General features: G+C 59.5%; 21 protein-coding genes and 2 pseudogenes. 9 read left to right on the top strand and 14 right to left on the bottom strand.

Features of this window, described 5'->3' with window-relative positions:
- Nucleotides 1-3: 3 nt before the first annotated feature.
- The gene (gene gcvH / locus VQ067_RS13660; protein WP_003089718.1) at nt 4-387 is read right to left on the bottom strand and encodes a glycine cleavage system protein GcvH; all 384 of its coding nucleotides are present in this window, start codon (nt 385-387) and stop codon (nt 4-6) included.
- 258 nt (nt 388-645) lie between these two features.
- Complete coding sequence (locus tag VQ067_RS13655) at nt 646-1,569, bottom strand: LysR family transcriptional regulator (RefSeq protein ID WP_003089722.1); 924 nt, start codon at nt 1,567-1,569, stop codon at nt 646-648.
- 122 nt (nt 1,570-1,691) lie between these two features.
- Between VQ067_RS13655 and VQ067_RS13650 the strand changes: the two genes are divergently transcribed.
- A complete protein-coding gene (locus VQ067_RS13650; protein ID WP_003089724.1) occupies nt 1,692-3,434 on the top strand; it encodes an amidohydrolase in 1,743 nt (580 codons plus the stop codon).
- Between the two features lie 7 nt (nt 3,435-3,441).
- Here VQ067_RS13650 and VQ067_RS13645 read toward each other — a convergent pair whose 3' ends face one another.
- The 3 genes from VQ067_RS13645 to VQ067_RS13635 all read right to left on the bottom strand — a co-directional run bounded on the left by VQ067_RS13645 (nt 3,442) and on the right by VQ067_RS13635 (nt 7,759).
- Nucleotides 3,442-4,977: a sigma-54-dependent transcriptional regulator gene (locus VQ067_RS13645; RefSeq protein ID WP_009876510.1), complete on the bottom strand. Its 1,536-nt coding sequence runs from the start codon at nt 4,975-4,977 to the stop codon at nt 3,442-3,444.
- An 81-nt stretch (nt 4,978-5,058) separates the two neighbouring features.
- Nucleotides 5,059-5,976, bottom strand: a complete 918-nt coding sequence (locus tag VQ067_RS13640) for a hypothetical protein (protein ID WP_003105796.1) — start codon at nt 5,974-5,976, stop codon at nt 5,059-5,061.
- Between the two features lie 202 nt (nt 5,977-6,178).
- Nucleotides 6,179-7,759 (bottom strand): alpha/beta hydrolase, encoded by a 1,581-nt coding sequence (locus VQ067_RS13635; protein WP_019681958.1) that lies wholly within the window; start codon nt 7,757-7,759, stop codon nt 6,179-6,181.
- A gap of 156 nt (nt 7,760-7,915) precedes the next feature.
- Between VQ067_RS13635 and VQ067_RS13630 the strand changes: the two genes are divergently transcribed.
- From VQ067_RS13630 to VQ067_RS13600, 7 genes and pseudogenes are all read left to right on the top strand, one after another.
- Nucleotides 7,916-8,137, top strand: coding sequence for a YgdI/YgdR family lipoprotein (locus VQ067_RS13630; RefSeq protein WP_003089729.1), 222 nt, complete (start codon nt 7,916-7,918; stop codon nt 8,135-8,137).
- 53 nt (nt 8,138-8,190) lie between these two features.
- Nucleotides 8,191-9,042 carry a class I SAM-dependent methyltransferase gene (locus VQ067_RS13625; RefSeq protein WP_003146786.1) on the top strand — a complete coding sequence of 284 codons (852 nt, stop codon included), beginning with the start codon at nt 8,191-8,193 and terminating at the stop codon, nt 9,040-9,042.
- On the top strand, nt 9,039-9,566 hold the full coding sequence (locus VQ067_RS13620; protein ID WP_033991611.1) for a GNAT family N-acetyltransferase: 528 nt from the start codon (nt 9,039-9,041) through the stop codon (nt 9,564-9,566). The genes VQ067_RS13625 and VQ067_RS13620 overlap by 4 nt, the downstream gene beginning before the upstream one ends.
- 513 nt (nt 9,567-10,079) lie before the next feature.
- Nucleotides 10,080-11,210: a DUF6531 domain-containing protein gene (locus VQ067_RS13615; protein ID WP_371032336.1), complete on the top strand. Its 1,131-nt coding sequence runs from the start codon at nt 10,080-10,082 to the stop codon at nt 11,208-11,210.
- Nucleotides 11,211-12,392: 1,182 nt separating this feature from the next.
- A pseudogene (locus tag VQ067_RS33515) lies at nt 12,393-12,767 on the top strand (RHS repeat domain-containing protein); the annotation flags it as partial.
- Nucleotides 12,768-12,781: 14 nt separating this feature from the next.
- The gene (locus VQ067_RS13605; RefSeq protein WP_033991613.1) at nt 12,782-15,544 is read left to right on the top strand and encodes an RHS repeat domain-containing protein; all 2,763 of its coding nucleotides are present in this window, start codon (nt 12,782-12,784) and stop codon (nt 15,542-15,544) included.
- Between the two features lie 28 nt (nt 15,545-15,572).
- A complete protein-coding gene (locus VQ067_RS13600) occupies nt 15,573-15,809 on the top strand; it encodes a DUF7336 domain-containing protein (protein ID WP_071534362.1) in 237 nt (78 codons plus the stop codon).
- Nucleotides 15,810-16,320: 511 nt separating this feature from the next.
- On the opposite strand, the gene VQ067_RS13595 is transcribed toward VQ067_RS13600, so the two are convergent.
- Both VQ067_RS13595 and VQ067_RS13590 read right to left on the bottom strand, forming a co-directional pair.
- Nucleotides 16,321-16,551, bottom strand: coding sequence for a hypothetical protein (locus tag VQ067_RS13595; RefSeq protein WP_031686718.1), 231 nt, complete (start codon nt 16,549-16,551; stop codon nt 16,321-16,323).
- A 436-nt stretch (nt 16,552-16,987) separates the two neighbouring features.
- Complete coding sequence (locus VQ067_RS13590) at nt 16,988-17,539, bottom strand: DUF6990 domain-containing protein (RefSeq protein WP_046602498.1); 552 nt, start codon at nt 17,537-17,539, stop codon at nt 16,988-16,990.
- A gap of 550 nt (nt 17,540-18,089) precedes the next feature.
- On the opposite strand from VQ067_RS13590, the gene VQ067_RS13585 reads away from it, so the two are divergent.
- A protein-coding gene (locus tag VQ067_RS13585; RefSeq protein ID WP_087920907.1) for an IS3-like element IS222 family transposase occupies nt 18,090-19,252 on the top strand; the annotation gives its coding sequence in 2 pieces (ribosomal slippage) (nt 18,090-18,345 and nt 18,345-19,252; 1,164 coding nt in all).
- Here the strand turns inward: VQ067_RS13585 and cdiI are convergent.
- From cdiI to VQ067_RS13550, 7 genes and pseudogenes are all read right to left on the bottom strand, one after another.
- Entirely contained in the window at nt 19,227-19,574 is a 348-nt protein-coding gene (cdiI, locus tag VQ067_RS13580; protein WP_071534351.1) for a ribonuclease toxin immunity protein CdiI, read from the bottom strand. The two genes, VQ067_RS13585 and cdiI, sit on opposite strands and share 26 nt — an antisense overlap.
- 11 nt (nt 19,575-19,585) lie before the next feature.
- Complete coding sequence (locus VQ067_RS13575) at nt 19,586-20,014, bottom strand: CdiA family toxin C-terminal domain-containing protein (protein ID WP_071534352.1); 429 nt, start codon at nt 20,012-20,014, stop codon at nt 19,586-19,588.
- Nucleotides 20,015-20,072: 58 nt separating this feature from the next.
- Nucleotides 20,073-20,426 carry an Imm2 family immunity protein gene (gene imm2 / locus VQ067_RS13570; RefSeq protein ID WP_003089744.1) on the bottom strand — a complete coding sequence of 118 codons (354 nt, stop codon included), beginning with the start codon at nt 20,424-20,426 and terminating at the stop codon, nt 20,073-20,075.
- Nucleotides 20,426-20,809 carry a deaminase domain-containing protein gene (locus tag VQ067_RS13565; protein ID WP_171891641.1) on the bottom strand — a complete coding sequence of 128 codons (384 nt, stop codon included), beginning with the start codon at nt 20,807-20,809 and terminating at the stop codon, nt 20,426-20,428. Before VQ067_RS13565 ends, imm2 begins: the two co-directional genes overlap by 1 nt.
- A gap of 164 nt (nt 20,810-20,973) precedes the next feature.
- The gene (locus VQ067_RS13560) at nt 20,974-21,579 is read right to left on the bottom strand and encodes a hypothetical protein (protein WP_023108422.1); all 606 of its coding nucleotides are present in this window, start codon (nt 21,577-21,579) and stop codon (nt 20,974-20,976) included.
- A 317-nt stretch (nt 21,580-21,896) separates the two neighbouring features.
- Nucleotides 21,897-22,151: a MafI family immunity protein gene (locus tag VQ067_RS13555; RefSeq protein WP_046602502.1), complete on the bottom strand. Its 255-nt coding sequence runs from the start codon at nt 22,149-22,151 to the stop codon at nt 21,897-21,899.
- A gap of 7 nt (nt 22,152-22,158) precedes the next feature.
- Nucleotides 22,159-22,890, bottom strand: a pseudogene (locus VQ067_RS13550) (EndoU domain-containing protein); the annotation flags it as partial.
- Nucleotides 22,891-22,947: the final 57 nt, after the last annotated feature.

Genomic DNA, 22,947 nt, shown 5'->3' with positions numbered 1-22,947 from the left:
TCCTCAGGCGTCGGCGTTGGCGTTCAGCAGGCGGTCGTAGGCGGCCTGGTCGAGCAGCTTTTCCCAGGCGCCGGCGTCGGCCGGACGGAAGCGGAAGAACCAGGCCTCGCCGAGCGGGTCCTGGTTGACCAGCTCCGGGGCGTCCGGCAGCGCGTCGTTGATCGCCACCACCTCGCCGTCCAGCGGCATCAGGATGTTGCTGGCGGCCTTGACCGACTCCAGCACCGCCACTTCACTGCCGGCGGCGTGTTCGCCGAGTTCCGGCAACTGCACGAATACCACGTCACCGAGGGCGTCCTGGGCGTAGGCGGTGATGCCGACGGTCAGCAGCCCGTCGTCGTCCTGGCGCAGCCATTCGTGGTCGGTGGTAAAGCGCAACTTGCTCATGCTGGATCCTCATTGTCAGCGGGTCGCCCGGTCGGGACGGGACTTTGTTCTGCGGCAGCCCGTAGCAAGCAGGGTGCCAAGCGGCCCCGGCCCTGTCGCCACGGGGCGTGGCCGGGCGCGGGGGAAACCCGGACAGGGCCGCCATGGAACGCTTTCGTTACAGACCCGCCGGACATTTCCCGAACCAGAGCGCAAACGCCTGATAGCAAAGGTTTTTCCTGCAATCGGAACGAATTCGTTCCACTCGTAACCGAAGCGTTACAGCCGATGGCACAGCCCCTGTCGCTGCAAGCTGGCGCGCAGGTGCTCGAGGAACGCGCGGACCTTCCGCGTGTTGCGCCGGTGCCCCGGATAGAGGACATGGATGGAGGGCCCGAACGGCCCCGGGTCGAAGTGGTAGTCGCCGAGCAGGCGCACCAGCCGCCCTTCGCCGAGCAGCGGCGCGACACTCCACTGCGGACAGAACTGCAGGCCCAGCCCGGCCAGCAGGTGGGCGAGCAGGAAGTCGTAGTTGTCGCTGGCCAGTCGCGGGCGCGGCTGGTCGATACGCTGGCGGGCGCCGTCGCGTTCCATCCACCAGAAGTTCTGGTTCAGCGAAGGGTGCTGGAAGACCAGCCAGGCGTGCCGCTCGAAGTCCTCCGGGCCTTGCGGCGCGGGTTGCCGCGCCAGGTAGGCGGGGCTGGCGCAAAGCACGATCTGGTTCGGCGCCAGCGGCCGCGCCACCAGCCCCGGCAGGTCGATGGGGCCGTCGCGCAGGCCGAGGTCGTAGCCGCCTTCGCTGAGATCGAGGAAGGTTTCGTCGAGGTCCACCCGCAGGCTGATCCTCGGATGCGCCTCGAGGAAGCTGGCGCAGGCCTGCTGGAGGAACGCCGCGGCGAACGACGGCGGCGCGGCGAGGCGCAGTTCGCCGCGCAACTCCGACTCCAGCAGTTCGATCTCCTGCCCCGCCGTGCGCAGTGTTTCCAGGGACTGACGAGCCGCCTCCAGGTAGATCTGCCCGGCCTCGGTCAGCGCCAGGCTGCGGGTGGTGCGCTCGAACAGGCGGGCGCCGAGTTCCGCTTCCAGGTGGGCGACGGCCTTGGTCAGCGCCGAGGGCGTCTTGCCCAGGCGCTCGGCGCCACGGCTGAAGCTACCGGTTTCGGCAGTGGCGACGAACATCGCCAGGGCATTCAATTTGTCCATCGACTCCTTCCGTTCCGGCACAAGTGTTGTGCGCCGCGCCCGGTTCTGCCGGGCCGGCGCTTTGGCTAGTCTCGCCTTGCCCGGGCCACGCTACACAAGACCAAGAAGCAAAGGAAACCACCATGAAGCAACGGATTCCCACCCTCCTCGCCGGCGCCTGCCTGGCCATCCCCCTGCACGCCCTCGGCGCCGCCGACCTGCTGGTGGTCAACGCCAGGATCTTCACCGCCAATCCGCAGCAACCCTTCGCCGAGGCCCTGGCGGTGGAGGACGGGCGGATCCTCGCGGTCGGCGACGAGGCCGGGCTGCGCGCCCTGGCCGATGGCGACAGCCAGGTCGTCGATCTCGGCGGCAAGCGCCTGATGCCCGGCCTGATCGACACCCATTCGCACGCGGTGTTCGGCGGCCTGGAGCTGGCCGGCGCGGACATGGGCAACGAACAGGTCGGCCTCGACGAACTGGAACGGCGCCTGCGCGCCTGGCGCGACAACGGCAAGGCGCGACATGGCGACATGCTCAATGTCAGCGGCATGCATACCGCCTACTGGAGCCAGGTCAAGGACTTCCGCGCGCGCTTCGACCACGGCGAATGGGCCGACCAGCCGCTGGCCTTCATCGGCAGCGACCACCACACCGGCTGGGCCAACGCCGCCATGCTGAAACGCGCCGGCATCGACGCCGCGCGGGTCCGCGCCCTGCCCGAGGAACAGCGCAACACCATCGGCCACGACGCCGACGCCACCCCCAACGGCTTCCTCGCCGATGCCGGTCTCGACGCGGTGCTCGCGGTACTGCCGGCACCGAGCGCGGAACAGATGCTAGAAGCCGGACGCAGCGCGGTGCGCTACAGCAACTCGCTGGGCCTGACCGCATGGATGGACCCGGCCGCCAATGGCTCGCCGGGCGACGCCCTGTTCAGCCTCAGGCCCGACGAGAACACCGTCGGCGTGCTACCGGTCTACCAGCGGCTGGCCAAGGGCGGCGAACTCAGCGCCCACGTCGCCGCCCTCCTGGTCGCCAACCCACGCAGCCGGCCGGCCGACCTCGAGGTGCTGGACAAGGTGCGCCAGCGCTTCCTCGGCAGCCCCAACCTGACCCTGCCGGGAATCAAGGTGTTCGCCGACGGCGTACCGGAATACCCGGCGCAGACCGCCGCGCTCCTCGAGCCCTACCGCAACAGCAGGAAGACGGGCGAACTGCTGATCGACCCGGCGCACTTCGGCGAACTGGTCAGCGCCGCCGACGCCCGCGGCTGGCTGGTCCACGTCCACGCCATCGGCGACCGCGCGGTGCGCGAGGCGCTGAACGGCATGCAGCAGGCGCGGCGCGACCGCGACAGCGGCATCGCCCATTCGATCACCCACCTGCAACTGGTCAATCCCAAGGAATTCGAGCGCTTCAGGCCGCTCGGCGTGATCGCCTCGATGCAGCTGTACTGGGCCGCCGCCGACGAAACCACGGTGGACCTGATGAAGCCCTACATCAGCGCCTTCGCCTACCGCTACCAGTACCCGGCGCACTCCCTGCTGAGCAAGGGCGCGACCATCGCCGGGGCCAGCGACTGGCCGGTGTCCAGCCTGTCGCCGTGGAAGGCCATCCAGCAGGCGGTGACCCGCAAGGGCCCGCAGGGCGTGCTCAACGCCGGCGAACGCCTGGACCGCCAGACCATGTTCTACGCCTACACCCGCAACGCTGCGCGGACCATCGGCCTGGAGCGCCGGATCGGCAGCCTGGAGCCGGGCAAGCAGGCGGACTTCATCGTCCTCGACCGCGACGTGTTCGAGGTGCCGGAGACGCAACTGGGCGAAACCAAGGTGCTGAAGACCTGGTTCGCCGGCAAGCCGGTGTATTCCAGCGAGGGCTGAGCCCGCTTCAGGCGCGCGGGCCGATGCCGTACTTGCGCAGGCGGTGGGCGATGGCGGTGTGCGAGGTCTGCAGGCGCGCCGCCAACTGGCGGGTCGATGGATAGCTGACGTAGAGCTTCTCCAGCAGGGCTTTCTCGAAGCCCTCCACCGCCTCCTCCAGGCTGCCCACCTCGCCGTCGTTCTGCCGCGCCACGGCGGTGCCGGCGATCTCCAGGTCGCCGATATCCACCAGGCTGCTCTCGCAGATCGCAGCGGCGCGGAAGATCACGTTCTGCAACTGGCGCACGTTGCCCGGCCAGCGGTTGTTCAGCAGCGCCGGGTAGGTGCCCGGCGCCAGCCGGCACACCGGGCGCTGGATCTGCGCACAGGCCTGCTGCATGAAGTGCCGCGCCAGCAGCAGGATGTCGTGGCCGCGCTCGCGCAACGGCGGGACTTCCAGGCTGAGCACGTTGAGGCGGTAGAACAGGTCCTCGCGGAAGCTGCCCTCGGCGACCATCTTCTCCAGGTTGCGGTGGGTGGCGCTGAGGATCCGCACGTCGACCCTCACCTCGCGGTCGCCGCCGACCCGGCGGAAGCTGCCGTCGCTGAGGAAGCGCAGCAGCTTGGCTTGCAGATAGGGGGACATCTCGCCGATCTCGTCGAGGAACACCGTGCCCTGGTGGGCCAGCTCCAGCAGGCCCGGCTTGCCGCCGCGCTGGGCGCCGGTGAAGGCGCCGGGGGCGTAGCCGAACAGCTCGCTTTCGGCCAGGTTCTCCGGCAACGCCGCGCAGTTCAGCGCCAGGAACGGCGAGTTGTGCCGCGCACTCAGGGCGTGACAGCCGCGCGCCACCAGTTCCTTGCCGGTACCGGTCTCGCCGTGGATCAGCAGCGGCGCGTCGAGCGCCGCCACGCGCTGCGCGCGGGTCTTCAGGGTGCGGATCGGCTGGGAATCGCCGAGGAGCATCTCGAACCCCTCGGCATGGTCATGGTGCAAGGCCGCCAGGCGCTCGCCGATACGGTTCGGTTCGTAGAGGGTCAGCAGGCCGCCGGCCAGGTGCCGCTCGCCCTCGCCCGGCCCTTCGGTGATCGGCGTGGCATCGAGCAGCAGGGCCTGGCCCATGAAGGTCACTTCGCGCAGCGGCAGGCGGAAGCCCTGCTCGACCAGCGCATCCTCCAGGGTTTCATCGTCGAACAGGCTGGCCAGCCGCTCGCCGGCCGGGTCGCGTCCGCAGCGCTCGCTGAAGGCCGGGTTGGCCAGCAGCACCAGGCCCTTGCCGTCCACCGCCAGCACCGGATCGGCCATCGCCGCCAGCAACGCATCGAGCTGCAAGCGGCGGCGCTGGCCGGGAAGGATGTCGACCACGGTCATCGCCTGCACGCCACGGATGCCCAGCAGCGCTGCGCGCAGTTCCTCCAGCACTTCGGGACTGAGGGTCGGCGCGTCGATGTAGACGTTCGGCGGCACCATTTCCACCGCGTCCAGGTTCAGGTTGCGCCCGCCCAGCAGCGCCAGCACCTCCTGGGTGATGCCGACACGGTCGATGAAGGAGACGTGGATGCGCATGCGGGAACCTGGACTGCGGCGACGCTCGCCATAAAGCCGTCGATTGTACGGCCTGGCGCCGCCCAGCCCAAGGGGCCGGCGTCAGGGTACGGGGCGCAGCGCCTCGCTGCGGGTGCGGTGGCTCCAGTCGCCCTCGTCGTCCATCACGGTTTCGGTCACCAGCACTCGGCCCGGCTGCTGCGGGTCGGCCTTGTACAGCACCAGCTCGGCCTCGGCATCGTCCCAGGTGGTGGAGATGTCCGGCAGCATCCGCACCCACTGGCCGTCGCGGATTTCCAGCAGCGACGACTTGGTCCAGGTGCTGGTCCACCAGGTACGCAGCAGTTGCAGGCGCTCGCGGCCGCTGTCGTCGAGGTCGCCGAGGACGCTGAGCACCGCGCCGGTGCAACTGCCCAGCGGCTTGGGCGGGACGCGCGCGTCGGCGCTCCAGAGGTCGCAGCGGCAATCCTCGTATTCGTCGCACAAGGCGGCGCTGTTCGGCGCGTGGGCCACTACCCAGGCGAAGTCCGCCTCGGTACCGGCGAAGCGGCCGCGAGCCAGCGGGGTGTACCGCGGGTCGACGGCGTAGCGGGTGATCTCGTCGCTCTCGCCGACGAAGCGCCAGGTATCGCCCGGCCCGGCGCGCTCGGCCAGGAGCAGCCCCGGATAGTTGCGCAGGCGTCCGTCGAGGCGTACCTGCTTGACGAAGCGCACCTCGTAGCGGCCTTCCTGGTCGCCCGGCACGATCTGCGGCGCAGCGACGATGCGCTGCTCGAAGTCGGGATGGCGGGCGAAGAAGGCCTGCTTGGCGGAGAGGGTGCGCTCGCGCGTCTGCGCGCGGCCATAGTAGTCCAGGCGCGGCGCATAGACCCCTTCCAGGGCCTTGCCGCTGCGCTGCCCGTGGGCGGCCTGCCAGCGCTGGAACAGGCCGAGGATTTCGCTTTCTGCGGCAGCCTGGACCAGCGCTGGGTACAGGCAGAAGAGCGCGGCGCAGAATACCGGGCGCAAGAGTCGGCGCATCGAGAACATCCTTGTCGTTCGATTGAGGCGAACGCCGATTGTCCCCTATCCGCCGACGCTGGCAAATGGCCCTGGACGATTTTTTCCGATTCCGCAACGCGGTGGGCATTGCGAATACGCTCCGGACAGCCTTCCCCCATCTCCAGACCGCGGCACGGCGGATAACCGCAAGCGGCTATCCGCCCCACGCCAGCCAGCCGGCTCAATGCGCCGGCAACAAGGCCTGCAACCCTTCGGCAAGCTCCAGGCTCCACGCCGCGTAGTCGTGACCGCCGGGGAACTCGCGGTAGTGCAGCGGGTAGCCCTTGCCTTGCAGCGCCGCGCGCAGGCTGCGGTTGCTGCCGAGAATGCCGTCCGCCTCGGGCTCCTCGAGCAGGCCGGAACTGAGGAAGAACGTCAGCGGCAAACGCTCGCCAGCGGCGAACTGCCGTACCAGCCACTGCGGCTGCTGCTCGTCCGGCCCCCACCAGAACGAGCCGGACAGGCTCAGCACCTTGCCGAAGCGTTCTGGGTAACGGTAGGCGATGCAGCCCGAGGCCAGCCCGCCGTAGCTGGAACCGGAAAGCACGCGATCGGCAGGCTCCTCGCTCAATGCATAGCGCTGCTGCAACCAGGGCAGCAGCTCATGGGCGAGCATGTCGGCGAAGGCCTCGTTGCAGGGTAGCTCGCGGCCCCGGCTGCTGGCGTCGACATTGCCGACAATTACCGCCAGGGTCGGGCGGATACGCCCGGCGGCAATCAGGTTGTCGAGGATGGTCGGGGTCGGTACGTCGCGCGCGTAGTGGTCCTCGTCGAACAGCACCAGCAGCGGATAGCGCTGGCCCTCGGGGTCGTAGCCCGGCGGCGTGTAGAGCGTCAGCTGGCGCTGGTTGGCCAGGGCCTGGCTGCTATAGCCGAGGCGCTCCACCTTGCCGCGCGGCACGTCCTTGCGCGGCTGGTCCCAGGTCTCGGCAGGGGCGCCGCCGAGCTGCACCAGCGAGGCCTGCTCGGCCCGCGGCAGCGCGCGGCTGTTGAGCCACGGCGTGCGGCTCAGCGGGTCCGGCCGCGCCGCCGCCTGCAACGCCAGGCGCAAGGTGCCGCGATCGGCCTGTTGCAGGTCCGGCAGGTCGGCGCTGAGCTGGTAGGAAACCCGCGCGTCGCGGCGCAGCGGCAGGCTCAGGTAGCGTACGTCGCTGCCGGCCAGGGCCTCGAAGCGGCGGGTGTTGACCTCCGGGGTCGGCCACAGCAGGCGCACGTCGCCGGGACGCTGCTGGCGCCAGAGGAAGGTGACCAGCACACGTTCGGCATCCAGCGGCTCCACCAGCGGCGTGCCCTGCTTCGCTACCTGCTTCCAGAACGCCTTCAGCGCGCCGGGGCGCTTTTCCGCAAGCTCCGCCTGCAGGCGTTGCAGGGTCGGGCTCTGCGGCGCCGGCGAATCAAGCGCCGGGGTCTGCGGGGTGAGGCGCTGGGTGGGGATCAGGGTCAGTGCGGTGTCTTCGTCGGCGCTGAAGGTCAGGCGCAGGCCCTGGCGCTCGCCGGCCTGCAGGCCGAGCGACTGGCGTCCGGCCAGCTCCGTCGCGCGCAACGCCTTGCCGTCGGGCGTGGTGGCGCGCAGGCGGACGCGGCCGCGGTCGACCTCCAGGTCGAGCAACTGCAACTCGCCGGGGGCAAGGTCGAGGTAGCGCTGGCGGCTCTCGCCGGCAGCGATCTCGATGCGGCCATCGGCCAGCGGCACGGGCTGGGCGGCCTGGGCCGGGGTCAGCAGGTTGAGGAAAAGCAACAACGAGGTGGAAACGGCAGACATGGAATCTCCCTTCGAATAGGCGCCGCCATCCGGGCGGCTCACCGGAAGAGACGTACGATCACAGCGGAAATTTGCCGCTGTGATCCAGGCTAGAGCGGTTGCGCCGCGACTGGAGTAGAATCCGCCGCCTCGAAAACCGTCCGAAGGAAAATTCCGATGACCTCCCGTCTGCTGCCCGCCCTGTTGCTCTCGTCCGCATTCGCCGTCCTGGCCGGCTGCTCCACCCCGACCATCGTCACCCTCAACGATGGCCGCGAGATCCAGGCGGTGGATACCCCGCGCTATGATCGTAGTTCCGGCTTCTACGAACTGGAGCAACTGGACGGCAAGCGCACCCGCGTCAACAAGGACCAGGTGCGCAGCATCAAGGACATGTAATCCCCCGGACCCGCCATCCGCGCGGTGGCGCACTCCAGGGAAGGAGTCGAACCATGCGATCCGACCTGCACGAGGCCAACCGGCTGTCGTGGAACGCCGCCACCCGGGCGCACAACAGCCACAAGGCCGACCAGGCCGCCTTCTTCCGCAACGGCGGTTCCACGCTCTATCCCGAGGAACTGCAACTGCTCGGCCATCTCGACGGCCTGCGCCTGCTGCATCTGCAATGCAACGCCGGACAGGACAGCCTGAGCCTGGCGCGCCTTGGCGCCCACGTCACCGGGGTCGACATCGCCGACAGCGCCATCGACTTCGCCCGCCAGCTGTCCCGCGACAGCGGCATCGCCGCCGACTTCCAGCGCGACGACATCCTCCGCTGGCTGCCCGTCGCCGCCACCCGTGGCGAACGCTTCGAGCGGGTCTTCGCCTCCTACGGCACGCTGGTCTGGCTCTCCGACCTCAAGCGCTGGGCCGACGGCATCGCCCAGGTGCTGGTTCCCGGTGGGCGCTTCGTCCTGGTGGAGTTCCATCCTTTCGCCCTGTACTTCGACCCACACTGGCAACCGGCCTACGACTACTTCAGCCGCGAGCCGATCGCCGAGAGCGGCGTCAGCGACTATGTCGCCGAGTCCGGCGCCAGCCTGGCGCCCTCCGGCTACCGCGCCGGCGTCGAGAACTTCAGCAACCCTCATCCCAGCTACGAGTTCCAGTGGGGCCTGGCCGATGTGATCGGCGCCCTGCTCGGCGCCGGCCTGCAACTCGAACGGCTGGAGGAATACCCCTACGCCAACGGCTGGGCCGGCTTCGACGGCATGCGCGACGGCGGCGGCGGACGCATGCTGCCGCCCGCCGATCGTCCGCGCCTGCCGCTGATGTACGGCCTCAGCGCAAGGAAACCACGATGACCGAAGAACGCCTGCTGCGCCGCGACGAAATCCCCCTGGTCTGGGAGATCGACCGCAGCGAAGTGATCGAACACCTGTATTCCGTCGAGGCCGGCCAACTGGTGCTGCGCCCCGAGTTCTACGACATGCGCGGCTGGCCGGAGGGCGAGGCCGAGCACTACACGCCGATTCTGCTCGACTGCTTCGACCGCGGCGGCTGGTTCCTCGGCCTGTTCGACCAGGGCCACCTGATCGGCGCGGTAGTCCTCGACCCGCGCCGCCTCGGCCCCGAGCGCGACTGGCTGCAACTGAAGTTCCTCCACCTCAGCCACGCCTACCGCCGCCGCGGCCTCGGCGCCCACCTCTTCCACCTCGCCGCCACCCAGGCCCGCCACCTCGGCGCCAGCGCGCTCTACGTTTCGGCTACGCCGTCGCAGAACACGGTGGATTTTTATATGAGACTCGGATGCCGGCTGTGCATGGAGCCGGATGAGGAGTTGTATCGGTTGGAGCCGGAGGATGTTCATCTGGTGTTCAATCTATAGTGATGCTGAGTCTCGTTGATAATCAGCAGTGCAAATAGACTTCAAGGAATGGAAATGTACAAAGCTCTCGCTTTTCTCCTGTTAAATACATTCATCGCCGTAGTGCATGCGGAGGAAGGCTGGGAGCTTTCAGTTTCAGGACCAGCCCCTGGACAACCTGGACACGTGCCATATCCAGATAGGCGACAACCCTCGCTCGAAGCCGCTTGCGCGGCCAGCGACAGGTACTATATAGATAGCAATCTGAAGGGTGGTCACGTAGTTCTAGGGTACATCAGCAGAAAAACACTTATAGATGCCCGATACAATTCATTTTTTTGCAGCATCAGCATATTCAGAAAGTCTCCGCTAGCAGCTACATCCGGCACTGCTACCTACGGAAATCCTAACTGGTGGGGGGCCTCCGGCACGGCTGTAAACGTTACTCAGGCTCCTCCAACTGGCTGCCCATACAACCTTTTCAATGGCCGGTACGAGTGCCCCACTGACGTCTCCGATCGAAAGAACGCGGGAATCCCCAACGAAAACGGATGCCAAGGCCCCTCATCTTTCCAGGGAAACCCTATAAATGCCAGTATCGGCAATAAATTTCAACGTGAAACCGATATAGATCCGTCGCACTCCCCTCTCCAGTTCGAGAGATACTACAACAGCATTACCGGAATGTGGACGAACACCTTCCAGGAAGGCTTAAAAATAGTAGGCGAAAATATTTCCCTATCTCTACCCGATGGTCGTCAGGAACTATTCAGGCTGACTGACGGCGCAATATCGTCCGACGCAACGACGGGTACACTTTCAAAAGACCAGGCAGGCTGGAGGTATGACTATAGGGACGGAACCAGCTCACTTTTCGATGTCCAGGGCCGGCTTATCCAGAGGAAAGTCAGGGGGCAGGTCATCACGATAACCTATCCGAACCTCTCCACCACCAAGGCTAAAGATGGGTTCGGAAACACCCTAACCGTTTCCTGGAACGCAACGAAACAACCCTACCTCGTCGATTACAACGGTTCCCTGAAAATGGAATATCTATATGACGGGGGCGCCAGGCTGGTTTCGAAGAAAACCACGTCCCAAGGACTCAACCGCACCCGGAAGTATCTCTATGCTGACAGTGGCAATGCCGGGTTAATGGTTGGAATCATCGACGAACAAGGCACGCGTTACGCCACCTGGACCTACGACGACCAAGGCCGCGCCATCTCCAGCGAACACGCCAACGGCGCCGAAAAGGTCTCCCTCGCCTACAACGATGACGACTCCACCACCGTCACCAACGAATACGGCAAGCAGGCCACCTACCGCTTCCAGGTGATCCAGGGTATCAAGCGCATCGTCGCCATCGAAGGCGAACCCTCTCCCAACTGCCCCAGCAGCAATTCCACCTTCACCTACGATGACCAGGGCCTGCTCACCAGCAAACGCGACAACAACGGCAACCTGACCACCTACCAGTACAACGCCCGTGGCCTGGAGACCTCGCGCACCGAGGCCGCCGGCACTGCGCAGGCGCGCACCATCACAACCGACTGGCACCCGACCCTGTTCCTCCCGGTGCAGGTCAGCGAGCCCGGCCGGAGCACCCGTTACCAGTACGACGCCGAGGGACGCAAGACCGGAGAGGCGGTTACAACGAACTAGAGAGTTACCTTTCAACCGACGCTCCATCACACCAAACCATGGAGCTGGAAGATTTAGCCTTTATATATTCAGCAAGGAGTTCTCATGTTGAAACTTAAAGAACATCCTATCACAACAATAAGCATGCTCTTTTTAATCACTCAACATAACTTTGCATTCTCCTCTGACTCAGAAATTTTTTGCTGGACTACCGCAGGCGGCCCTGGAGACCCTAGCAAATGCACCACAAGCCCTGTCCCTAACTGCGAAAAAGCAGTACAAAAGAAGCAAGACAACGCACCTTTAGGTTATAAATATCGATATATATATACCGAAGTATATCCTGCAGGATCTGTGCTCTACTCGAAATGCCACTACACAGAGACAGTACCCACAGGCCAAGTCTTCACAAACCAATACCTACCAGGACCTGTCCTGTACAACCTATCCAGCTGCCAGCATCCTAATTTTATCAATGGATCATGTCTAGAGGGAGTTCCTCCAAAAACAGACTCATGCGCCAGCCCCAGTATTTACAACATCTATACTGGTGAGCCAGATTATACATATACAGTGCCAGCAGACCCCAGATCCCCGCCTATCAGTGTACACTATGACGGCAAAAATAATTTATGGAGACATAATTTCTCTGATTTTCTAATTAATATCCAAGGAAATACATACATCTCGCTCAGCGACGGTAGGACGGCAACTTTCCCCTCCCTCCAGAAGCATCCTGAAACCCTGACAAAGACAGAAACAGGATACATTTACGACTCCATAGAAAACAATCGACTTGAGTTCGATAAAAACGGAAAACTAATAAGCAAAAAAATCAACAAAGTAGAGTACACAGTCACTCAATCACCAAACAATAAACTGATAATTTCCTCCAAGACAAAATTCACCACTACGATCACCCAAGACACTAGACTTCAACCGCTTTTAATTGAATCTGAAATCAAAAAAATCAAGTTCATATACGACAACTCTTTAAATCTTCGGAAAATAGACAACAACAATGCCTCCCTCACCACCTTTGACTATGCGCAGACCTCTCCAAAATGGAAGCTAAGCAGCGTAACAGCAAGAGACAATATAAAGGAGGCACTTTGGACATACAGAAACAACTACTTGTTCGAGATAGAGCGTGCATCAGGCATAGATAAGACACAAATATCAGACATCACCAATAACTCCATGACAATAGTCAATCCGTACGGCAGAAAAACAACATATCACTTTCAATTTATCCAAGGTATAAAATACATAACGTCTATCGAAGGCGAACCCTCTCCCAACTGCCCCAGCAGCAATTCCACCTTCACCTACGATGACCAGGGCCTGCTCACCAGCAAACGCGACAACAACGGCAACCTGACCACCTACCAGTACAACGCCCGTGGCCTGGAGACCTCGCGCACCGAGGCCGCCGGCACTGCGCAGGCGCGCACCATCACAACCGACTGGCACCCGACCCTGTTCCTCCCGGTGCAGGTCAGCGAGCCCGGCCGGATCACCCGCTACCAGTACGACGCCGAGGGACGCAAGACCGGCGAGACCGTCACCACCCGCTGACAAGGACGACACCCATGCGCATCCCCCCATACTTCCCCCGTCTCGGCGCCCTCGCCCTGGCCTGTGCCCTCGCCCTGCCCGCGCAGGCGGCCGAGCGCGCCTGGAGCTACAGCTACAACGCCCTCGGCCTGATCGAGCGCGCCGACGGTCCGCGCACCGATGTGCAGGACGTCACCCTCTATGCCTACGACAGTCGCGGCAACCTGACCCAGGTGACCAACGCCCTCGGCCAGGTCACCCGCCTCGGCGACTATGACGAGCGCGGCAAGCCCGGCAGCATCACCGATGCCAACGGCGTCACCAGCAGCCTCGCCTACACCGGCGTCGACGGCTGGCTGGCCTCCGTCAGCACCGCCGGCAGCACCACCCGCTTCGACTACGACGCGGTCGGCCAGATCACCCGCGTCACCCGTGGCGACGGCAGTTGGCTGAGCTACGAATACGACGACGCACGGCGCCTGGTGGCGATCGGCAACAACCTCGGCGAACGCCTCGAATACGACGTCGACACCAAGGGCAATCGCACCGCCCAGCGCATCAAGGACGCCAGCGGCAGCCTGGTGCGCCAGCAGCAATGGGCCTACGACGAGCTTGGCCGGCTGCTCCGTGCGGTCGGCGCCGGCGGCCAGACACGCAGCTTCGCCTACGACCTCAACGACAATCCGGTCGGCGAAACCAACCCGCGCCAGTTCGCCCACAGCCAGGCCTTCGACGCCCTCGACCGGCTGGTCGGCCAGAGCGATCCTCTCGGCGGCAAGACCCAACTCGCCTACGACGCCCAGGACAACCTCACCGAGGTCAAGGACCCGCGCGGCGTCACCACCCGCTACGAATACGACGGCCTCGGCAACCTGACCCGACTGGTCAGCCCGGACAGCGGCACCACCACCTTCGAGCACGACGCCGCCGGCAACGTCATCCGCCGCACCGACGCTCGCGGTGCGGTCACCGAGTATCGCTACGACGCCCTCAATCGCCTGATCGAGCGCCACTCGCCGAGCGACCCGAGCCTCGACGTACAGTACCGCTACGACCTCACCGCCGACGGCAACAAAGGCATCGGCCGCCTGGGCGCCATCGAAGGTGCCCGCGACAGCCTGGTGTACCGCTACGACGAGCGCGGCAACCTGGTCGAGCAGGTACGCAGCATCCGCCTCGACCAGCAGACCCTGCTCGACCGCGTGACCTACCGCTACGACGCGGCCAACCAACTGCTGGAGATCGGCTACCCCTCCGGCCTCGCCATCGGCTACCCGCGCAACGCCGGCGGCCAGGTCGCCAGCGTGACCCTGGCAGTAGGCGACAAGGCGCCGAGCCCCCTGGTCGGGCAGATCGCCTACCTGCCCTTCGGCCCGCTGCAGCGCCTGACCTGGGGCAACGGCATCGCCCTCAGCCGCGAGTACGACCAGGACTACCAACTGCTGCGGCAGAAGGTCGGCCCCTGGCAGAGCGACTACCAGCACGATGCCAATGGCAATATCCAGCAGCACCGCCATAGCCTCTGGGGCACCCTGGACTACCAGTACGACCCGCTGGACCGCCTGACCGAGGAACGCGGCGTCCAGGGCAGGCGCAGCTATGCCTACGACGCGGTCGGCAACCGCACCCAACGCAGCGACAACCCCGCCTCAGGCGGCACCGCCAGCAGCCAGGACTACCAGTACGCGCCCGACAGCAACCGATTGACCGCCATCGGCGCGCAAGCGGTGACCAGCGACGCCGCCGGCAACCTCACCCAGGACCGCGCCGCGCGCAAACTGGCCTACGACGCCCAGGGCCGCCTGCAAAGCGTCAGCCTCGACGGCCAGCAGGTCGCCGAATACCGCTACAACGCCCTCGGCCAGCGCATCGTCAAGCTCACCCCCGAGAGCGTCACCACCTACCTCTACGGTCCCGACGGCCAATTGCTCGGCGAAGCCGAACACGACGGCAGCGGCCGGAAACTGCGAGCCCAGTACTACCTGTGGCTGGACAGCCTGCCGCTGGCCACCATCGACGCCGACTACGACGCCCAGGGCAAGGTCGGCAACCCGACCCTGCTCTACCTCCATGGCGACCACCTCGACACCCCGCGCCTGGCCACCGACGCTAGCGGCCAGATCGCCTGGCAGTGGCAGTCCGACGCCTTCGGCCGCGGCGAAGCGCTGAGCCAGGGCAGCACCCAGGTCAACCTGCGCTTCCCCGGGCAGTACTACGATGCGGAGAGCGGGCTGCACTACAACTACTTCCGCGACTATGATCCGGAGACTGGGCGGTATGTGGAGAGTGATCCGATTGGGTTGGTAGGAGGGTTAAATACATATGGATATGTAGAGGGAAATCCACTCGGACTTTCAGATCCACTAGGACTGGCTCCAGGGGATCTGTTTGCAACAGAGGCTGCGGCACGAGCAGATGCTCTTGCTTATCAGGAGTCTTTGAACAGTAGCATTGATAGATGGCTATGGGGGAATATGGTCTATGGCTTCCGTGTGTTTAAAACCTCCGATTGCCTTTGGACCTACGAAGTACAGACCCCAGTCTTGGGAATTGCGCCTCCACTTGGCCCCAAAGGTCCTTGGAAGGTCAACAAGCCAGGAGTTTCAGGAAAGGCAGGAGCTAAAGACGTTCCAAGCTGGGCAAAAGGGGATAGGCCATATCAAGGCGAATCAGGGAAAGACTTTGCCAAACGCATCATGGATCAAAAATATGGCAAAGGTAACTGGAAAGACGGACCAGGCTCTGAATACAACCAGATCAAAAAGTGGGGTGACAGATCGTTCATAGACCCCAAGTAATCAAACTCCTAAAAAAATGGAGGCACTGATGGATAACGTATTCATACTCCACCATACATACGGAGACTCTGAAAGTGAAAGCTATAAGCTTCTAGGAGTATTCAGCACAGAGGATAGGGCAAACTCAGAAATCCCCAAATACCTAAAGCTCCCAGGGTTCAAAGAGTTCCCTGACGGATTTACTGTAACCAAGTACTCCCTTGATGAACCACATTGGTTAAGCGGTTTCGAAGGAGCAGAGTCTAGCGTTATAGAAGATAAGTAATAGAATAGATCCAGGAAGCCTTGGTAGATCTGTTGAAATACAGTTCTCGCTGAATCTGAGCCTTGCCGCATAACCCAGATGAGTTTTTCCGATGACGGGTACGACCAGCATGCCTGCAAGCTGGTCGGCTCGGCTCAGTCAAACCTCGATATAGAACTGGGGGAGCTGCGGCGCCGGCCCATGGGAAAAGGGGACTGGGAAAAGGGGACAGATTTATTTTCCCTACTCTAGTTTTGGCTAGTGCTTATATTTCTCATTTCTACTGTATACCACTGCCGATCTTACCCACACTGAACCACGTAAAGCGGATAGTTCAGTAAAACCACTCGCCTCTGCCTAGGCATCGCGGAGCCTCCTTACGGCGTCTGCACTGGAGCCTCCCTGCTCAGAAATCAGGGTAGGAAAAATAAATCTGTCCCTTTTATTCGCTCGGATTCGGGTCATGCGGGGGTGTTTGGTGATTACGGCGGAGTGAAGTAAATAGCCCCGGCAGTGCCGGGGCTATTGAAAACTACATCTGTCGAATCTCAGCCAGCAAATCCTGAAACTCCTTTTCTGTCTTTTCAAACTCCGGCCCCTCTCCCATTGCTATCAGCGATAACAACGCCACGTCTAAACCCTTCGTGAGAGAAAGCCCCGGGTCTTGATAAATGCTAAATGCCTCTTTTGATATTTTAAAAATATCAAACCCACCAACAGCTATTCTTTCAAGCCTGTCGGCCACTACGTTCCCCAAACTCATTGTTGCCTCCAGCTCTTTAATTCTGCTCCAGTTGGAGGGTAATGCTGAGCATCAACCGGCTGTCCATTGATACTCTTTGGGTGGACACGAAGCGGAAAAAGGGGAAAGATTTATTCTTCCCACTCTAATTTTGACTAGTGTTTATATCTCTCATTCCCACTGTATACCACTGCCGATCTTACCCACACTGAACCACGTGAAGCGGATAGTTCAGAGAGAAAAAAAGGGGACAGATTTATTTTTACTACTATAATTTCAGCAACCGCCCACGCCAAACCACTCAAAGCGAATAACTCGCTAAACCAATCGCCCTTACCTAGGGCATCGCGGAGCCTCCTCACGGTGTCTGCACTGGAGCCTCTCTGCTCAGAGAATTAGAGTAGGGAAAATAAATCTGCCCCCTTTATTCCTCTTTATTCGCTTTGGGTAATTAGCGTCAACGCACATTTCGCGCAATCAAGAGAGCGCGCTCTATCATGTCTTGGGTGATATACGGAACAAACCCTAATCTGTCACCCTGCTCGAAGCTGAATTGATAATTTGCAAGACAGCTAACGTCTCCAGCTATCGCCAAAGCTGCCAAGTGCCGCAACGGCATAGCACCCTTCGAATTTGTTGGCAAAGCTCTATAAGCTGCCAAGCCTTTTTCTATATCTTGAGCAGAAGCCCAAGATATAGCACTTTGAGAAAGTCTAACGACATCATCCAGTGAGAAATCGACTATTTTCTCCGGCACGTCATTACTCACAATAATCGGCACATAATTACTGGCCTCACCCAAAACGAATGCAACTGCCGCCGTAAAATTCTTCGTAGAAACAGATGGCATTAATGAAACCCTAAAATGATCAGAGCGCTTCCCTATAGTCGGAATAATCTGAATCTGGACTTCACCAATGTCCACTAGGCAAAAATAATCCCCAGCCTCATCTTTGTCGCATCTCCAGCCAAGCCCTTCTAGAGCTGACAATATCTCTATTTCTTTCACTACTTAGCACCTGGAAAATTCATGACCTCAACCGGAATTCCATTGGGATAGCCTTGTTGCTCTCTGAGAAAAGGGGACAGATTTATTTTTCCTACTCTAATTTTGACTAGTATTTATATTTCTCATTCCCACTGTATACCACTGCCGATCTTACCACACTGAACCACGTGAAGCGGATAGTTCAGTAAAACCACTCGCCTCTGCCTAGGCCTCGCGGAGCCTCCTTACGGCGTCTGCACTGGAGCCTCTCTGCTCAGAGAATTAGAGTAGGGAAAATAAATCTGTCCCCTTTATGGTCAGTCCCCTTTATGGTCAAGGCCAAAGCCCTACCCATTACTGACCTGCACACGTCTATCTGCTCGGGCAGTGATCAAGAAACACGGTCATCCGAAAAGGGTTAAGTAAGTGCCTTTCAGATCTGTCCCCTTTACGGCCAGAAAGAGAGTTTATCTAAAAGCTCTTTTACTTTCTCAGTATCTTCAGGATGTAGTGGTCTACTGATCCCGGACACCGATTTAGGCGAGAATCCTCGCCGTGAGAGAGGTGTCTGATGAGCAAGCAACGACGTACGTTTTCCGCCGAGTTCAAACGAGAGGCCGCGGCCCTGGTGTTGGACCAAGGCTACAGCCATATCGACGCCTGCCGTTCGCTGGGGGTGGTGGATTCGGCCTTGCGCCGTTGGGTGAAGCAGCTCGAGGCGGAGCGCCAGGGTGTGACCCCGAAGAGCAAGGCGTTGACGCCTGAGCAGCAAAAGATCCAGGAGCTGGAAGCCCGGATCAACCGGTTGGAGCGGGAGAAAGCGATATTAAAAAAGGCTACCGCTCTCTTGATGTCGGACGAACTCGATCGTACGCGCTGATAGACCAGTTGAGTGAGCAGGAGTCGGTGGAAGTGGTCTGTTCAGCTTTCGATGTGGCGCGGTCTTGCTACTACGTCCACCGTCTTCGACGGCGGCGTGTCGATGCTCGCCGCGTGGCGCTACGCAGCCAAGTCAACCAGTTGTTCAGCCAGAGTCGGGGCTCGGCCGGCAGCCGCAGCATTCTGGGCATGCTGCGCGAAGAGGGCGTGACCATCGGCCGTTTCCGAGTGCGTCGGTTGATGCGTGAGCTGGGCCTGGTCAGCAAGCAACCGGGCTCGCACGCCTACAAACAGGCCACGGTTGAGCGGCCGGATATCCCGAATCGGCTGAACCGCAAATTCGCGACCGAGCATCCCAATCAGGTGTGGTGTGGCGACATCACCTACGTCTGGGCGCAAGGCCGTTGGCACTACCTGGCCGCGGTGCTGGATCTGCATACCCGGCGGGTGATCGGCTGGGCGTTCTCGGCCAAGCCGGATGCCGAACTGGTGATCAAGGCCCTGGACATGGCCTACGAACAGCGCGGCAGGCCACAGCAGGTGCTGTTCCATTCAGACCAGGGCAGCCAGTACGCCAGCCGCCTGTTTCGGCAACGGCTCTGGCGCTATCGGATGCAGCAGAGCATGAGCCGTCGGGGGAATTGCTGGGATAACTCGCCGATGGAGCGCCTGTTCCGCAGTCTGAAGTCGGAGTGGGTCCCGTCAACGGGTTACCTGACGGCGCAGGAGGCCCAACGGGACATCAGTCATTACTTGATGCACCGCTACAACTGGATCAGGCCGCATCAATTCAACGACGGGTTACCACCTGCGGTGGCCGAAGAAAAACTCAACCCACTGTCCGGGATGGGTTGACCACTACAGGATGGCGCTGAAGATACTTTTCACAAGCGAGCCGAATGAACTTAGAACAAACAGCCTCGCTCACAACAATGGTGTCTTCATCCTTAGGGGGATAGCCATAAGAAAACTCAACCCCCTCAAAGTGCTCCTCATCAAACGGACTGTTTTCATCAGGAAAATTACAGTACGCTCCATCCGTGCTATAGCCCCACCTATTTACAATGCACTCAATGGCTTTAATAAACCTACCATCCGAGTACATTATATCCATGTAGCACATAACTACCCAGCACGGGTCAGCCTCGTTGTATGGCTGACCAAATAATTCATTCATAGAACCACCTATTATTTCGGATAAAAATTAAGGACAGCTCCTGTTCTTTCATCCAGATAAACTCTAAAGGTGATACCTCCAGCCGTACTATCATAATAACGATCACCACTAGCTACCGCTTTTACATAACCACTGGCAGCAGCTTGCCGCCCGAGATCTAGAACCTTCTGATCAGAAATAACTTTAGGATCATATACAGTTTTAGTAAAAGGCTGCGCTTTATAGCCAATTACATTCCCAGCACGATCATATGCAGGAATCTGATATTCAATCGTCGTAATTCCCTTAACCGAGCCAGGAGTTTCACTAAGTACCTTCACCCCATTACTGGATACCGCCTGAGAGAAAGCATCTAGGTTATAAGTACCGCTAATCCCACTCTTCTGCGTCAGGCCATCAAAATTGCTGAGGTGATTCTTGATGTTAGGATTGAAGCTCATCCCTTCCGGGAAATTAGCAGTTCCTTTTGCACCAAGTAAATAACCCGCCCTGGGCTAATTAATAAAGACCTAACACTCTGAGATCGTCTCTTAGCTCTGCTGCCTCATCAGAAGGCAAATCATCCAGAACAGAAGACAGCTTGATCTCCTTTAGCAATCCATGAATAACATCAAGATGATATCTCTTGACTTTATCCGAAGACCTGCCCGCCGAGAGAATAAGCACTAAAACTTCCAACATTAATTTCTCAATAGGCAAATCAAAGGAGTTTTCAAGCTCACTGTAGGCATAGCCTACTTCGCTTTCTCCCTCAACCCATGGACTTTGGTGGTTGAGTTTGACCCTGCAATAGTTGTAATAGCTGCCCAGAAACCAAGCCCGGATTTCTCCATAAGTCACACGTTCTTCCATTACGGCGTCTTCCTCGGCGGACGGAGCATAACGCCCTGATTATCAAGAATATTAACTGTGATATTGGGATACTTCGCCTTAAACTGCTCAGCCACGTTTAGACAACTTGCGCAAGCTGCTTTCTCCATTAGAATATTTACAGCCCCTCTTGCGGAGGTGTTGCTTCCTAATTGACCAGAAATATTGTCTAGTATTTTGTATTCCGTATCTATTCCCCGATAAACCATATCTCCGGCCTTGTTGGGTACAGATTGAGCCACAAAATTTCCACTTCCAGAGCCAATAAGCCCTTTACCGGCATAGGAAAAAGGGGACCAGGAAAAAGGGGACAGATTTATTTTTACTACTATAATTTCAGCAACCGCCCACGCCAAACCACTCAAAGCGAATAACTCGCTAAACCAATCGCCCTTACCGAGGCATCGCGGAACCTCCTTACGGCGTCTGCACTGGAGCCTCCCTGCTCAGAGAATTAGAGTAGGGAAAATAAATCTGTCCCCTTTATGTGAATAGAGGCTTCAGCAGTATTCGCAGTTCCTTTTGCATCTTATGCCGATTGCAAAAATCTATACTTCCAATAATCCATACCCTCTAAAACCCAATACCTCTCCCTATCGGGTACTAAATGGCAAAAATCCGAACACTTAGCAAGCCAGTCTGAGTAAGCCAATTCTTCATGCGCCCGATTACAGTCCATATGCATGTAAATTTTGCGATCGAAATTCACATAGAACATTGGAAGCCTAGAGGCAACAGTATTAGCGTCATGAAAGTAGCTTGCACTCAACTCAACACCAGAAAGATAGTAACCTTCAATTCTTCCATGCAAAGACTCGCTCATATCAAGCCCGCACACAAAAATATCTTTTAGGTCTTGCCGCGACAACACCCACCGTTCCTCCGCCCTCAAATATTTCAAAAAATTCTCAGCAGTAAGTTTAAGCACCCCACCTCTAAACGTCATGCATGCCGACGCATATTGCTCCTGAGTTATATGACCCTTATCAAGGTATGCACGATAGTCCTTCTCCGCATCCAAGATGAAGTTGAACTTATCATCCACAACCCAGAAGCACGCACCAGAATGAACAAAAAAGCATATATTTTTTTCACCCCCCCACAAATCATCAGCTAACAATTGCCACTGAGTCATCTCCCAAACTCCTTCAAAAACTCGTCATGAGAGTATAAGCCAAAAGGGGACAGATTTATTCCTCCTACTCTAGTTTTGGCTAGTATTTATATTTCTCATTCCCACTGTATACCACTGCCGATCTTACCCACACTGAACCACGTGAAACGGATAGTTCAGTAGAACCACTCGCCTCTGCCTAGGCTTCGCGGAGCCTCCTTACGGCGTCTGCACTGGAGCCTCCCTGCTCAGAGAATTAGAGTAGGGAAAATAAATATGTCCCCTTTATGCTGTCCGAGGCCGGTTTTTGAAAAAGCAAACGATGCATGTTTTAAAAACTACGACTTCAAACCCTTCAAGTGTTTGAATGGACCTTCCTCTAAGTCAAATCCCATATCCAGGGCTAATTGTACAGCCTCGCGATATTCCTCATCCGTGATAGATACATCATATTCACAAATATGGTCACACAGGACTTCAAAAGCCAGACTTTCCTCATTGTATCCAACATAGTCTAGTGCTCCCTGAAGCAGCGTAGACTCTAGCCGCCCCTGGAATCTCTCCCCAAATTTGACAATACGATCAGCGTACATAAAAGACCTATTTAATGGGCTTATAAGGTGGGATAGGTGCGTTGTCGGGGAAGGCTGTGATCACCTTTCCTGTAGCGGGCTGATAAACAACGCGCATACGAACTCCATCACGAACCTCATAAGCAACCCATTTAGCGGGATCACCCTTGCTTGTATAAACCCCACCAGTTCCTGTTTGGGCATACCATTTGGTACTAGGGGACGTCGCAATATCACCAACCTCGTGAACTATCTTATCTGCCGACCAGTTTTGAGGGAAAACTGTCTTCCCTGCCTGCCCCGGCCACATATGGCCACCACTCCCAGGTTTGTCGCCATACAAAATATGCTGTTTAGCTTCGTGGGAAAGAATATCGACATAACCTTTACCTCCCCCACCCAGCCGACCCAAGTCCCCCACTGCCCCGAGCTGCGAACTCATACTACCGGAAACAGGTGACTCCGCAATCGCGTTGACCAGGTTCTTGGCTGCTGTTGGCAGCTTGGCGGTTATCTGCGCGCCACCTTTCACTGCCGTCAGAACGCCAACAAGTTCCGCAGCGAACCTACCGCCCTCGACACCAGCTGTGACCGAACCTTGCCAGCCGGCATCCTCGTAAGCCTGGGTCAAGAATGCGGCGCGCTCCTCCAGCCCCTTCAGGTAGTTATCGCCAAATTGCTGCCGGAACTCTGGCGAAGTGGCCAACTGCTCCAGAGCTGCATAGGTTTCCCTCCAGCTCTTGACCAGCTCATAAACACCGAAAAATAAATCTGTCCCCTTTATTCACTGATAATTCGGTAAAACCACTCGCCCTTG

It is taken from the genome of Pseudomonas sp. KBN12P06040 (assembly GCF_037574965.1).
In the GTDB taxonomy this organism is placed as follows: domain Bacteria; phylum Pseudomonadota; class Gammaproteobacteria; order Pseudomonadales; family Pseudomonadaceae; genus Pseudomonas; species Pseudomonas aeruginosa.
The sequence above is the reverse complement of the archived record's forward strand: the minus strand, read 5'-3'. Positions and strand labels throughout refer to the sequence as shown.

Bases quoted from the DNA above. Each gene is read 5' to 3' on its own strand.
- VQ067_RS13645 (WP_009876510.1), bottom strand. From the start codon at position 4,977: ATGCGCATCCACGTCTCCTTCATCGACCGTGTCGGCATCACCCAGGAG.
- VQ067_RS13635 (WP_019681958.1), bottom strand. From the start codon at position 7,759: ATGTCTGCCGTTTCCACCTCGTTGTTGCTTTTCCTCAACCTGCTGACC.
- cdiI (WP_071534351.1), bottom strand. From the start codon at position 19,574: ATGAATGAATTATTTGGTCAGCCATACAACGAGGCTGACCCGTGCTGG.
- VQ067_RS13625 (WP_003146786.1), top strand. From the start codon at position 8,191: ATGCGATCCGACCTGCACGAGGCCAACCGGCTGTCGTGGAACGCCGCC.
- gcvH (WP_003089718.1), bottom strand. From the start codon at position 387: ATGAGCAAGTTGCGCTTTACCACCGACCACGAATGGCTGCGCCAGGAC.
- VQ067_RS13650 (WP_003089724.1), top strand. From the start codon at position 1,692: ATGAAGCAACGGATTCCCACCCTCCTCGCCGGCGCCTGCCTGGCCATC.
- VQ067_RS13600 (WP_071534362.1), top strand. From the start codon at position 15,573: ATGGATAACGTATTCATACTCCACCATACATACGGAGACTCTGAAAGT.
- VQ067_RS13575 (WP_071534352.1), bottom strand. From the start codon at position 20,014: ATGAGCTTCAATCCTAACATCAAGAATCACCTCAGCAATTTTGATGGC.
- VQ067_RS13655 (WP_003089722.1), bottom strand. From the start codon at position 1,569: ATGGACAAATTGAATGCCCTGGCGATGTTCGTCGCCACTGCCGAAACC.
- VQ067_RS13620 (WP_033991611.1), top strand. From the start codon at position 9,039: ATGACCGAAGAACGCCTGCTGCGCCGCGACGAAATCCCCCTGGTCTGG.
- VQ067_RS13640 (WP_003105796.1), bottom strand. From the start codon at position 5,976: ATGCGCCGACTCTTGCGCCCGGTATTCTGCGCCGCGCTCTTCTGCCTG.
- VQ067_RS13560 (WP_023108422.1), bottom strand. From the start codon at position 21,579: ATGACTCAGTGGCAATTGTTAGCTGATGATTTGTGGGGGGGTGAAAAA.
- VQ067_RS13630 (WP_003089729.1), top strand. From the start codon at position 7,916: ATGACCTCCCGTCTGCTGCCCGCCCTGTTGCTCTCGTCCGCATTCGCC.
- VQ067_RS13595 (WP_031686718.1), bottom strand. From the start codon at position 16,551: ATGAGTTTGGGGAACGTAGTGGCCGACAGGCTTGAAAGAATAGCTGTT.
- VQ067_RS13605 (WP_033991613.1), top strand. From the start codon at position 12,782: ATGCGCATCCCCCCATACTTCCCCCGTCTCGGCGCCCTCGCCCTGGCC.
- VQ067_RS13555 (WP_046602502.1), bottom strand. From the start codon at position 22,151: ATGTACGCTGATCGTATTGTCAAATTTGGGGAGAGATTCCAGGGGCGG.
- imm2 (WP_003089744.1), bottom strand. From the start codon at position 20,426: ATGGAAGAACGTGTGACTTATGGAGAAATCCGGGCTTGGTTTCTGGGC.